Raw genomic sequence first — 12,671 nt, forward strand, 5'->3', positions numbered from 1 at the left:
ACCCGTCTCCCCAGACGGAGTCCCGGGGGCCGCCGTCCGGTAATTCCGGCTCCGGCTCACCGGGTGAACGGAATCACCATCGTGTACGACCGGAACCGACTGAAAAGATATCGGGCCCTGATCGCGCCTTGAAGGGACGACCGTGGCGAGGCTAGGCATTCACCGCGACTTCCTCGAAGACCTGATCAATCTGGAGCGTCCCGTCCAGAAGAAGGTCGTCAACGCCATCCGCAAATTCGAAGAGTCTACTCATGCGGGAATCCACCTAGAAAAGATCTCGGACGCACGCGACGAACGTCTGAAAAGCATCAGGATTGACAGGTCAATTCGCGGTATCGTTCTGGCCCCAGATGTAGGTGACCAGTTCATCCTCATGAAGGTCCTGCCCCATGACAGGGCATATTCGTGGGCGTCGCGTCGCCAGGTATCGGTCAATGCCGCGAGTGGTCATATCGAGATCCGTGACTCCATCGCGATCGACACGGCCACCGAGGAACTGGCCCGGACCACCGTGGCTCCTGCGCCCGAACGACTCTTCGCTCAGGTGGCGGACGAAGATCTGAACAGGCTCGGCGTCGACGAGCAGATACGCTGCTTCGCCCGCCTGCTGACCGGGATCGAGCCGCTCGAAGCAGTCAAAGACTACCTACCGGGCACACAGCACGACGTCCTCATCGGTCTCGCCGCGGGCTTCTCGGCCGGCGAACTCATGCGTGAACTCGACTTCACGACCGATGCCGAGGCCATCGACACCGATGACCTCGGAGGTGCCATCGAACGGACGCCGTCCAAGGTCACGTTCGTCGACGGCCCTGAAGAGCTGATGGACCTGTTCGAGAAGCCCTTTGCGCTGTGGCGTGTTTATCTCCATCCCACCCAACGGCAGGTCGCCTACGGAACGTACTCCGGACCCGCACAGGTCACCGGCGGCCCCGGTACCGGAAAGACGGTGGTCACACTCCACCGGGCTCGACACCTCGCCGCCGAAGGCGGACGCGTACTGCTCACCACCTTCACGTCGACCTTGGCCGAGTCGCTGCTCGATGCCTTGCATCAGTTGGAGACGAACGAGGAGGTACTTGAACGCATCGACGTCCGCCACATCGACCGGGTCGCCGCCCAGATCGTCCGGGAACGACACGGGCCCTACGCCATCCTCATGGATACCGAAGAGCAGCGACAATGGCGGCGCGCCGTCCGAAAGCGCGATGTGCGCTACAACGAGACCTTCCTCGCCGAGGAATGGCGGCAGGTCGTCCTCGCGCAAGACCTACGTACATTGGACGACTACCTGGCCGTACGTCGACGCGGCCGAGGCAGGCGCCTCGGAGCCCTAGATCGCACTCAGGTTTGGCATGTGATGACCGAGTTCGAGCGAGGGCTCGTTGAGCGGAACGTGCGAACGTACGAGACCGTATGCACGGAGGCCACCCGGATCCTCTCCGACCGGACCGATAAGCCGTACGACCATGTGATCGTGGACGAGGCACAGGATCTGCATCCCGTCCGCTGGAGACTCCTCAGGGCCCTCGTTCCCGAGGGAGGGGACGACCTGTTCATCGCGGGTGACACCCACCAGCGCATCTACGACAACCGAGTTTCTCTACGGTCGGTCGGGATCCAGGTCGCCGGTCGCTCGACCCGCTTGAAGATCAGCTACAGGACCACGTCTGAGATCCTCGAATGGAGCCACGGAGTACTGTCCGGTGAGGAAATCGAGGATCTCGACGGTGGGGGAGACTCGCGGAGAGGCTTGCGCTCGGAGACGCACGGTCCTGTCCCAGAGTTCGGCCCGAGCGCCACCAAGACCGATGAACTGCGGAAGCTGACCGCGAAGGTCCTGACATGGTTGCACGCGGGGGTGGAACCGGACGAGATCGGTGTGGCCGCCCGCTCGGGACCGTTCGCCCAGGAGGCGACCCGAGCACTTGAGCAGGCGGGAGTTCCGGTCGTTCACCTTTCTCGCGGGCACGGCTCCGGCAGGGCCGTGTTCAGACGATGACCATGCACCGTATGAAGGGACTGGAATTCCGCTGCGTTGCCGTTATCGGCGTCGGCGAGAACCAGTTGCCCGATCCAAGATCCGTGCGTGCGGTAGAAGAGGACGAGCTCGCCCACGCCCACGACATCCAGCGGGAACTCTGCACCTTGTACGTGGCGTCCACCCGGGCTCGCGAGCTCCTGTACATCTCCTGGCATGGCCCCCCGAGCCGCTTCCTGTCGGGTATGACGAGCTGAGATGAGAGAACCCCCCGGAGCGACGGCCTTTGACTTGGGCCGCGACACGTCTTGCAGTACGGTCGCTTGTCCGAGCACACGGCCGCCGTATGGCCATGAGGCGCAGGGTGGGCTGCATCGGCCTTCACCGCACGGATCAGGTCAGCCCTCGACCTGCTGGGCCCAATGGTCGACCACCGTCCTGATCTCGCGCTCGGTGACGGCACTGCATCGAACCTTGCACGGTTCGTCCAGGCCCTTCGGCAGGAACAGGGCCTCGCCATCGGACAGGCTCTCCGCTCCTCCTTGGTCGATCACCAACTCGCTCTCCTCGCCCGAGGCCACCGCGAGGGCAAGCCGAGACGGGATGTTGGTTCTGATCCTGCGGGGGAGCACCCGGTCGGTAACCCGCTGAGCCCCGAGCACGAGATGGATGCCGACGGCCCGTGCCAGTCGCGCCAGTCGTGCGATCAGGCCCTCGGTCTCCTGGGGGGCGACGGCCATGAGATCGGAGAGCTCCGCTACCACCACGACGATGTACGGATAGGTCGTGGCGTCGCCGTTCTTGTGATTCGGTCGTTCGATCCGACCCGAGCGTACGGACTCGTTGTAGTCGTCGAGGCGGCGGAGCCCATGCGCGGCGAGGTCGTCGTAGCGACGTTCCATCTCTTCTTCGGTCCAGGCCAACATGCCGATGGCGCTCCCAGGGTCGGTGACCGCGGGCGTGAGGAGGTGGGGGAGATCCGCGTAGATCGACAACTCGGTAAGCGCGGAGTCCGCCAGGAGCATCCGAACCTGGTCCGGTCCCGCGTGCATGAGCATCGAGGTCATGATCGAGTGGATCGCCATCGATTTCGCCGCAGGGTGGATACCCGCGATCAACAGATGCGCGAGGCGCGCCAAGTCGGTCACGATGGCGCCATCAGGTCCCTCACCGATCCCGACGGTGAGCGGGTGAACCCCATCCCTGTCCAGGGCGGAACGTAGAACCGTGTCGAGCCGGACGTAGTGGGTCTCGGGAGCGGTAGCGAACCGATCGCCGGCAGCGAGCAATGACCTCCGCGGTGGCTCCAACCGCTTCTGCGATCTCGGTTCCGCCGCCGGATCCGACCGATCACTCTCGGGAACGGAGACGGCGAAACCTCCTCCGGCCGCGACGTTCCGGAGCATCCGCCGGATAGCTCGGAGCCGCTGCCTGACCGAGGAGGCATCCGGGGGACGCTTCCCCGCGTCCTTTTCGAGGAGGCTCATCACCAGGGCGCCGAGCTCCGCAGGGACGTCCGAGCGGAGCGAGGCCACCGGGGGTGGGGCTTCGTGCGTGTGCTTGCGCATCAACTCCGTGGGTGACCCTTGGAAGGGGGCACATCCGGTCAGCGCCTCGTAGAGCACGCAGCCGAGAGAGTAGAGATCAGCGGATGCGCCCGCTCGGCCCCCGAACTGCTCGGGCGCGGTGTACAAAGGCGTTCCGACGCCGACGGTCCCTGTTTCGCCGCCGATCTGTTCCACAATGCGGGCGACGCCGAAGTCGCAGATCTTCACGCGGTCGAACACGGTCACCATGATGTTCGCCGGCTTGATGTCCCGGTGCACGACGCCGTGTCGGTGGGCCGTCTCCAAGGCGTCCGTGAGTTGGACGCCGAAGTGCACCACCCGCTCGATGGGCAGGCCCGAAGGGACCTCGCGGATGACCTTGGCCAGGTCTTCGCCCTTGAGGTACTCCATGACGAAGTAGAGCAGACCCTTGTGCTCTCCCACATCGTGCACGACGGTGATGCCGGGATGCTGAAGGCCCGCAGCGATTTGCGCCTCCTGCCGAAACCGGTCGACCCGAGCCGCCACGCCTCTTTGGGAAGCCGGAAGGATCTTCACGGCGACCGGCCGGTTGAGGCGGCGATCCAGAGCCCGCCATACCTCCCCCATCGCGCCACGGCCGATGCATTCCTCCAGGAGGTAACGACCGCTGAATTCCATACCGCCGTACAACGATGGGCCCTCCCGGTCCTTGTCACCACCACCGGCGCTCACGATCCTGCCGTAACCTACGGCGCTACGTCCGTCACGGCGGCGGCCCCCAGCATCGAGCCCGGAGCCGGCTCGGATCCAATGGCCTATCCGGGGTGAGGACGAGGACATGAAATCGTGCCGAGGCGAAGCCCTTCGGTAAACCCCCAACACGTCATCGAGGATCGCGGAATCGACAGATGGACGATCACCGATCGCCACCGTCGCGGAACTCGTCTCCGACGCCTGCGCAGCCGACACGAACCGGTTTCGGGTAGGGCTCCGTGACCATGTCGGATACGGCGCGAAGACCCACGCCGGCGACGACCGTGAGGGGCTGACCTCACCGCCGGTGTCATGAACGCTACCTGAAGTCGGCTACGCCCGTCGGCTCGGCCGTGATCCCGAAACGACGTCCGACGGCAGACCGACAGGGGCGATGAGGTCGACCATATCGAGCAGGCGGTTGTCGCCCCAGGCAAGCCGATGATGGGACGGCTGCGCCCTCGGTCGTTAGGGCCGTAGTGGACAGGGGTGGCGATGGGGCGGAGCGCTTGTGAAGCGGGCCGGTGCTCCCGTTCGGCTCGGAGTCGGCCGGTCCTGTGAGGTGGTCGGCCCCGCCGATGGCCGTCCCGCTGTAATGCCTGAGATGCTCCACCCAGGGCATGTCCTGGTCGCTTTGCCAGAGCGGCCGGGCTTGGCCGCTCTGGCGATGAGCAAGGCCGTGAGGCAGGGGACCGGCCGGCGATGCCGGCGGTCGGCGCCACGCGAAAAGGGCGAGCCGAGGTGAAGTCAGTGGCTGTCTGAGCGCCCCACGGGGCCGGCCGTTCCGGGCGGGGCGGGGAAGGGCCGACCGCACCGCCGGCGATCGCGGACGGAACCGGGGCTGGGACAGCGTTGATCAGAGACGAGGAACGTTCAGGCGCCGTCCGGCGCCTGGCCTTGTCTACGACCAACGACATCCAAAGGGTGTGCTCGCCCCGGTCGGTCGGGATGCGGTAGGGCAGGCACCGCATCGGTCCCGCGCGATCGAGGCCACCGTCGTGTCCATTTTCACAAGGGGCGAGCAGCATAAAAGGCGCTTCTCGCGACCGAGAAGCGCCCTAGCCGAGTAACGTCACGGGTGCGCCGTCAGGGACTTGAACCCCGAACCCGCGGATTAAGAGTCCGCTGCTCTGCCAATTGAGCTAACGGCGCCTGTCAGATGGGGGCTCCGGCCTTGGCCGGTGTCCCTCGCGACAGGAAGAACAGTACCAGGGGCCGTGGACCTGTGCGAATCGGTTAGTCCTTGGCCGGGAGGACGCTCATCATGCCGCGCCAGAGGGCGATGGCGGTGGCGCGGGAGCTGACGCCCAGCTTGGCGTAGATCCGGTTGACGTGGTTCTTGACGGTCTTCTCGCTGAGGAAGAGCTGACGGGCGATCTCGCCGTTGGACCGGCCGGTCGCGATGAGGTCCATCACCTCGGACTCGCGGGCCGACAGGCCGAGGGAGACGCGCGACGCGTCCCGGACACCCCGGATCAGGTCGCGGACGGTGAACACGCCGGGTACGAGGTGGCCGCAGGCGCCGCCGCGGATGGCGACCTCGACGCACTGGTCCCCCGGGGAGGCCAGGACGAAGACCCTGGAGGCTCGGCTCAGGGGCGTGGCGTGGCCGGTGCGGGCGGAGTCGGCGTCCAGCAGAACGATGTCAGGACGCAGGCGTTCAGCCAGCTCGACGGCGTCACCGGCCGTGGCGGTCTGTGCGATGACCTCAAGCTCGTCGCTGTCGTCGAGCAGAGCGACGACGTCCGCGCGAACGCGGGGGTCGCCGTCCACCACGAGGACGCGCAGTGGGGCCGTTTCGTCGACACTCATCCGTTGCCCTTGGGGTGTCGTTGGGCGTTTATAAGGACGGAGCATAACCGGCCGATCATCCTGAGTCGATGAACCGCGCCACGAAGAAGCCCGTGGCCGGGCGACCAGGGCTGGTTTCGGGTGATACGTCCTTGACCTCAGGCCGTACGGACCAAGATCCCAAAGCGTCGGATACGGCTCCATACGCGGGGGAGGCGCCGCACGTATGAAAGGCCGAGGGCACCGCCGTAGCCGATCGGTTCACCAGCCGAACCAGGGACACGACCTCACGCCCGCCTTGGCGCAGCCGTCAGCCGATGGCGTAAGCAACCACTTGCAGAGCCGCTGAGCCCGGCGGGAACCGGCTACGAGCACGCTCGCCCGCTGGCAATCCAAAGAAGAACCGAACGAGGTTCGGGGCCTCCGCAGAGGAGCCCCACGAGATCGGTCGGCGATTCTCCAGGACGGCCGACCCCGAACCGGCCCTGCTCTGCGTCGAAGCCGAGCAGGCAAGCCGCCACCGCGACATTTCGGCCAAGGCCGTCGCATCCGAGATGCCGCACAAGCATCACGAACGTCCGCTGTCGCTCGCCCACATGGAAAGATGGCCTCCCTTTCTGGGACGCGTATTCCCTCGAAGGACCTGTACCGCATTTGTCGCGCAGTTTCGGCGCCCGGCCGGTCTCGCTGCCTTCGTTTTTCTCGCCGCTCGGCTCCGAACGGGCCGTTGAGCCCATCGGCCTCATCCAGGTCGTCCGATTGCCGACGACTGCTGGGCGGCATCGGTTCGAACATCATCCTGGGCGGTACCGGCGCGACTGCCAGGCGCCGGCCTCGGTCATAAGGATCCGGGACATGGGTCGGCGCGGCTTCACCTCATGGGTGGTGGAGCTTACCCGGGACACCGGAAAGCCCTGGTCATCATCTGCGATGACCAGGGCTGTTCGTCGGGGTGAGTGAGGGGACTTGAATCGCCGACATCTTGGACCACCGGACGCGCCTGCCTACCAGGGTTTCGGCATGTCGGACACCTGGGCACGCCCAGGATGACGCGGCCTGGCGTCCATGATCGTCCCACGGCTTCCGAGGCGAAGCAGGCCCCGCTCGACGGCCCGGCGTCGGAGCGGGGTCTCTCGCTCTGCGGGCGTTCGACCAAGGGAAGGCTTGGACGCTTCGGGCTACCGGTCGCCGGCAGCGGTCTCTGCCGAAATTCTGATCAGAGGTAGCACATCGATCATTGAGGCCGCCTTTGTGAGGTGAACAGGTCCGAGCTTGGATCGCCTGAGGCCTCTCGACCGCCTGGGGCAGAGCGCCGAGCAGCGGCCCTTTTACCAGGGGATCTACCGACTCGCAGCACGCGCGGCCGGATCTGGACGGCCATCCTGCCATCGGTGTGCGATCACCGCAGGTTACGGAAGTGCGCCTCTGTGAACACCTTCCGTAATCACCCATTATGCACTCTCGGTAATCATATGAACACAAATAATCATGGAAACGGGCTGTGACATCACGGACACTTCTCGTGTCGACCCTTGCTGGGTTCCCCACCGCCCGCTCCCCCCGGGATCCGCGCGTCCCGACTGTGTCCTGGGAACCGGCGGCGTGGAACCATCGCCGAAGGAGAGCACATGGCATCGATGAAGACCACCGCCCTGGCCCTGGCCGCGACCACCGCCGCGACCTGCCTGGTCACGGCCGGAGTCGCCCACGCCTACACCACCGCCGCCCCCGCCACTACGCAGGCAGTCGCCCTGCCCCCCGGCTACCAGATCGTCACCCTGCCCAACGCCACCGTCCCCAACTTCCAGCGCCGCACGCTGCTCTGCCCCGGCACCAAGCACGTCCTGGGAGGCGGAGCCGAAGCCCAGGGCAACGGCGCCATCCTGGTCGGCTCCTTCCCCACCGGTGACGGCCGCGGCTGGATCGCTCTCGGCCGCCAGATCGGCTACAACGACGTCGGCATCAGCGTCTACGCCATCTGCGCTGACTGAGCGACCCGCCTCTTCCACCGGTCCCGGCCGCCTCGGCGGCCGGGACCGGCTCCATGAACACGACCGCGCGTCGCGTTCGCGACCGCATACGGCCGCGATTGAGCCGCCTAGCCACGCCCGTCCCCAGCCACATGTGCGACCCCTCTGGAGGAGCGCGGCCACCCGCAGCCCCTGGCGGCCACCGACCCGTCCCCGGGCTGCCACACCGGCGACTTTCGCGCCCCTGCATCCGGTGCCCCGTATCTGGACCTGAGCCGAGGGGTCGCGAGCCTGTGCCCCGCAGGTGCGTCCCCTCGGGGGCTGTGGGGCGACGGTGATCATGGGCTGGTGTCTCCTTTCGGAAGGCCCCGAGCCGGTGGGGGCGGGGGAGCGCTCCCGGTCGCGTATCCGGCCCGGGGGCTGGACGTCAGCGGCGCTCGGCGCCGCCGGTCGGGCGCATCAGCCGCCGGTGCGACGTGGACGAGGTAGTCGGTGATCGTGCGCTCGGCCGACCTCGGAACATGGCGTCGAGGGTCTCGCGGACGGGCGCGTCCTCCTCGACGGGCCACGGTCGGCGATGGCTAGAGCGGTCCGGGCTAACGGGCGCGAGCGTTCCTGACGGCAAACCGCTCGGTGTCGCCGCACACGATCCGCCACGGCTTCACGACCGTCTCGGTGAGCGACCGTCCGTCGTGGCTGTTCATCGCGGCGACAGGTACTGATCGACAAGCGGATGGGACACGAGGACGGGTCACGCAGGCGATGCGGAGCGAGTTGCTGGAGCGCTCGGAAGCATTCTCGGACGCCCGGCTCGCGTTCTCACATCCTCGCCGGTGGCCGCTCTGGATGAGGCTCGGCAGCGGAAAAAGGGAAAGGGACGATCCGGAGATCGTCCCACAGAATTCCCACAGGAGGACGTCTCCGCCCTCCATGCGAAGCCCCGAAAAGGGGGCCTGAGCTTGGGGTGAGTGAGGGGACTTGAACCCCCGACATCTTGGACCACAACCAAGTGCTCTGCCAGCTGAGCTACACCCACCGTGGCCGGGAGCGCGTCCCGGCTTTCAGTAGTGTAGCGGGTTCTGCCGGGTGGGTCAGCCGGTGACGCCGGACGCCAGGGTGCGGGCGGTCTCGGAGTCGGGGCCGGGCTGGGGGACGAAGACGGCGGCGCGGTAGTAGCGGAGTTCCTGGATGCTCTCGGTGATGTCGGCGAGGGCGCGGTGGCCGCCCTTCTTCTCCGGGCTGGCGAAGTAGACGCGGGGGTACCAGCGGCGGGCCAGTTCCTTGATGGAGGAGACGTCCACCATGCGGTAGTGGAGGTGGCCGTCGAGGGCGGGCATGTCGCGGGCCAGGAACGAGCGGTCGGTGGCGATGGAGTTGCCGCAGAGGGGGGCCTTCTTGGCGTCCTTGACGTGGGTGCGGATGTAGGTGAGGACGGTGTCCTCGGCCTCGGTCAGGGTGACGCCGCCGGGGAGGGCCTCCAGCAGGCCGGACGTGGTGTGCATGTCCCGGACGACCTTGGTCATCTGGGTGATCGACTCCGGCGGGGGTTTGATGATGACGTCCACGCCCTCGTCGAGGATGTTGAGTTCGCTGTCGGTCACCAGCGCGGCTATCTCGATGAGCGCGTCGTGACGCAGGTCGAGTCCTGTCATTTCGCAATCAATCCAGACCAGCCGCTCGTTCATGGGTTCACCCTACGACCATGAACGACTGCGCGGGGCATCGAGCCGGGCCGATTTACGAGGTCGGAGCCGTTTCGGTACCGCGGGCGGCGATGTGCGGGGGGACGGGGACACCGGTGTGGAGCAATGGGTCGGGGGACGGGGTGCCGAAGGTCTGGCTTACGGGGACCACTCCGGCCCAGACGTCGAGCGCGTAGTCCTCCTCGTCGTCTCCGGGTGGACCCTGGCGGGTCTTGACGGACGCCTCGTCAAGGGAGAGGGCGAGGACGGTGGTGGCGGCCAGCTCCTTGCGGGTGGGCTGGCGGGCGACGTCCCACTGGCCGGGGGCGAGGCGGTCCACGATCGCGCGGAGGCCGGCGAGCTTCTCGTCGCCGGTGGTGAGGCGCGGGGTGCCGTAGATCACCGCGCTGCGGTAGTTGATCGAGTGGTGGAACAGGGAGCGGGCGATGACGAGGCCGTCCAGGTGGGTGACGGTGACGCAGATCTCCTGGGACGGGGCGGTCATGAGGCTGCGCGCGCCGGTGGAGCCGTGGAGGTAGAGGGTGTCGCCGGAGCGGCCGTAGCCGGTGGGCAGGACGCGGGGCGCGCCGTCCACGATGACGCCGAGGTGGCAGATCATGCCGTCGTCGAGGATCGAGTACAGGACGGAGCGGTCGTCGCTGGAGCGCTCCGGGAGGCGGCCGAGGCGGGTGCGGTCGGTTGCGGACAGTGGGGTCATGTCCGTTTACGCTAGGAGGAGAGTGGCCTGGTCGGTAGGGCCACTTGGGGCCGATAGCGGGAGACCAGTTTGTCGATAGACCTGCCGCTCGTCGTCGACCGGCACGCCGAGGAGCCGATGAACGCCCAGCTCGTGGCGCAGTTGCGGGCGGCGATGCGGGACGGACGGCTCGCCGCGGGGGAGCGGTTGCCCGGCAGCCGCGCGCTGGCGGGGCTGCTCGGCGTGAGCCGGACGGTGGTGACGGAGGCGTACGAGCAACTGCACGCGGAAGGCTGGCTGGAGGGGCGGCACGGCTCCGGGACGTATGTGACCGACGGCGTCGCCCCCGTGCCGCTGCCCAAGCCGATCGTGGACCAGGCCGTCTACCGGACGTCGGTGCCGGGGATGCTCGATCTGCGCGCGGGGGTCGCGTGGGTCGGGGCGCTGGACACGCCCGCGTGGCGGCGGGCGTGGCGGATCGCGGCGGGGATGCCGCCGCAGGAGCGGCAGGAGCCGCACGGGATGGCGGAGTTGCGGGTGGCGCTGGCCGACTACACGCGGCGCAGCCGGGGGGTGAGCTGCCCGGCCGAGGGGCTGCTGGTCACGCGGGGGGCGACCAGCGGGCTCGATCTGCTGGCGGCGACCGTGCTGCGGCCGGGCGACCGGGTCGGGATCGAGGAGCCGGGGTGGCCGCGGGCGTGGACGGTGCTGGCGGGACGCGGCGCCGTGCCGGTGCCGTGCCCGGTGGACGAGCACGGGCTGGTCGTCGACGGGCTCCCGGACGACCTGCGGCTGATCTACACGACGCCCTCGCACCAGTTCCCGCTGGGCGGGGTGCTGCCCGTCCGGCGGAGGCAGGCGCTGCTGGCGTGGGCGCGGCGCACCGGGGCGCTGGTGGTGGAGGACGACTACGACGGCGAGTTCCGCTACGACGTCGCGCCGCTGCCCGCGCTGTACGGCCTGGACCCGGACGTCGTCGTCTACCTGGGCACCACCGCGAAGATCCTCACCGCGGACATGGGGGTCGGCTGGCTGGTGGGGCGCCCGGAGCTGGTCGCGGCGATCGCCGGCCGGCGGGAGGAGCTGAACGACCGGACGGCGGTGGTGCCGCAGCACGCGCTGACGCTGCTCCTCGAACGCGGCGACCTGGACCGCTACGTCCGGCGGATGCGGGCGGAGTACGCGCGGCGGCGGGAGGCGGTCGTCGGGGCGCTGGACGGGCTGCGCCTGCGCGGCGACACCGCGGGCCTGCACCTGGTCGTGGACGTGCCGGGCCCGGTCGCGGACCGGGTCGTCGAGGAGGCGGCCGGTCACCGCATCCTGGTGGAGACGCTCGGCCGCTGCCACCGCGGCCCGGGCGACCCGTTCACCGGTCTGGTGATCGGTTACGGGTCCGCCCCGGGGCTCGCCGAGCTGCGGTGGGGGTGCGGAGTCGTCCGCGACCTCGTCTTGGAGAGCGGTTAGTTCGACATCGCGCGGGGGCGCGCGCCGGGGGCGGCCAGGTGGTCGGGCGGCGCGGCGACCGGGAGGGGGCTCGGACGGGCCGGGACGGGGGAGGGCCCCGGCGGCGTGTGGTCGGGGCCCTGCCGGGGGGCGTCGCCGAGGCGGGACGGGCGCGGCACCAGCCGGGCACCGGCCGGTTCGGGGATCGGCGCGCGCGTCGTGGGCAGCGGCGCGACCGGGGTGTTCGGGCCGGTGATGCGGCGGATGTCGATGCCGCCCGGGTCGGGACGGTCGGCGACCGGGACCTGCGAGGCGCCGAAGTGGCCGCCGCGCGCCCAGTCCTTGCGGGCGCGCAGGGAGTGGTAGGACTGCGGGGAGGGCAGCGGCGGGCCCGCGGGCCAGCGGCGCTCGACGCCCCAGGTGTCCAGCCAGCCGACGATCGCCTCGACGCCGATCATGAGGGCGGCGGTGAAGGGGACGCGGGCCTGGCCGATCACGACGACCTGGAGGCAGGCGCGGCCCTCGCGGCTGACGGGGTCGCCGAGCAGCCGGGCGGCGCGGGTGGCGGGCAGCGTCTGGATGATCTCGCCGGTGCCGGGGTGCCACACCAGGTGCGCGGGCCGGTCCTCCTTGACCATGTCGGCGGCGACCGAGCGTGCCGAGACGGTACGGGGGTCGGACTCGCTGGCGAACCAGACGACCCGGGGAGCGCCTCCTCCCAGTCTTCCCCCGTCCTGTCGCGCCGGCATACGGCCGGCTCCCGGCAGCCATGCGTCTGCCACGGTGTGTCCCCCCAATCGGGCGGTCTAGCCCCGAGTGGTCTAG

At 68.6% G+C, this 12,671-nt stretch carries 7 protein-coding genes, 2 tRNA genes and 1 pseudogene; 3 read left to right on the forward strand and 7 right to left on the reverse strand.

The window, feature by feature from the left end:
• The first annotated feature begins 142 nt into the window (after positions 1 to 142).
• Positions 143 to 2,238, forward strand: a pseudogene (locus GNZ18_RS18325) (UvrD-helicase domain-containing protein).
• Positions 2,239 to 2,379: 141 nt separating this feature from the next.
• On the opposite strand, the gene GNZ18_RS18330 reads toward GNZ18_RS18325, so the two are convergent.
• From GNZ18_RS18330 to GNZ18_RS18340, 3 genes are all read right to left on the reverse strand, one after another.
• On the reverse strand, positions 2,380 to 4,242 hold the full coding sequence (locus tag GNZ18_RS18330) for a serine/threonine protein kinase (protein ID WP_173390814.1): 1,863 nt from the start codon (positions 4,240 to 4,242) through the stop codon (positions 2,380 to 2,382).
• Between the two features lie 1,100 nt (positions 4,243 to 5,342).
• A tRNA-Lys gene (locus tag GNZ18_RS18335) sits at positions 5,343 to 5,415 on the reverse strand.
• An 84-nt stretch (positions 5,416 to 5,499) separates the two neighbouring features.
• On the reverse strand, positions 5,500 to 6,075 hold the full coding sequence (locus GNZ18_RS18340; protein WP_156217733.1) for a response regulator transcription factor: 576 nt from the start codon (positions 6,073 to 6,075) through the stop codon (positions 5,500 to 5,502).
• 1,607 nt (positions 6,076 to 7,682) lie between these two features.
• Here GNZ18_RS18340 and GNZ18_RS18345 point away from each other — a divergent pair.
• Positions 7,683 to 8,045, forward strand: coding sequence for a hypothetical protein (locus tag GNZ18_RS18345; protein ID WP_173390815.1), 363 nt, complete (start codon positions 7,683 to 7,685; stop codon positions 8,043 to 8,045).
• A gap of 939 nt (positions 8,046 to 8,984) precedes the next feature.
• Here GNZ18_RS18345 and GNZ18_RS18350 read toward each other — a convergent pair.
• The 3 genes from GNZ18_RS18350 to GNZ18_RS18360 all read right to left on the reverse strand — a co-directional run bounded on the left by GNZ18_RS18350 (position 8,985) and on the right by GNZ18_RS18360 (position 10,424).
• Positions 8,985 to 9,060, reverse strand: a tRNA-His gene (locus GNZ18_RS18350).
• A 55-nt stretch (positions 9,061 to 9,115) separates the two neighbouring features.
• Complete coding sequence (gene orn, locus GNZ18_RS18355) at positions 9,116 to 9,709, reverse strand: oligoribonuclease (RefSeq protein WP_156217734.1); 594 nt, start codon at positions 9,707 to 9,709, stop codon at positions 9,116 to 9,118.
• A 52-nt stretch (positions 9,710 to 9,761) separates the two neighbouring features.
• Positions 9,762 to 10,424 carry a pyridoxamine 5'-phosphate oxidase family protein gene (locus tag GNZ18_RS18360; protein WP_156217735.1) on the reverse strand — a complete coding sequence of 221 codons (663 nt, stop codon included), beginning with the start codon at positions 10,422 to 10,424 and terminating at the stop codon, positions 9,762 to 9,764.
• Positions 10,425 to 10,493: 69 nt separating this feature from the next.
• Here GNZ18_RS18360 and pdxR point away from each other — a divergent pair, with 69 nt between their 5' ends.
• Complete coding sequence (gene pdxR / locus GNZ18_RS18365) at positions 10,494 to 11,867, forward strand: MocR-like pyridoxine biosynthesis transcription factor PdxR (RefSeq protein ID WP_246249966.1); 1,374 nt, start codon at positions 10,494 to 10,496, stop codon at positions 11,865 to 11,867.
• On the opposite strand, the gene GNZ18_RS18370 is transcribed toward pdxR, so the two are convergent.
• The gene (locus GNZ18_RS18370; RefSeq protein ID WP_214617036.1) at positions 11,864 to 12,595 is read right to left on the reverse strand and encodes a hypothetical protein; all 732 of its coding nucleotides are present in this window, start codon (positions 12,593 to 12,595) and stop codon (positions 11,864 to 11,866) included. The two genes, pdxR and GNZ18_RS18370, sit on opposite strands and share 4 nt — an antisense overlap.
• Positions 12,596 to 12,671 lie beyond the last annotated feature (76 nt).

This window comes from Actinomadura litoris, from assembly GCF_009733595.1.
Lineage (GTDB): Bacteria > Actinomycetota > Actinomycetes > Streptosporangiales > Streptosporangiaceae > Spirillospora > Spirillospora litoris.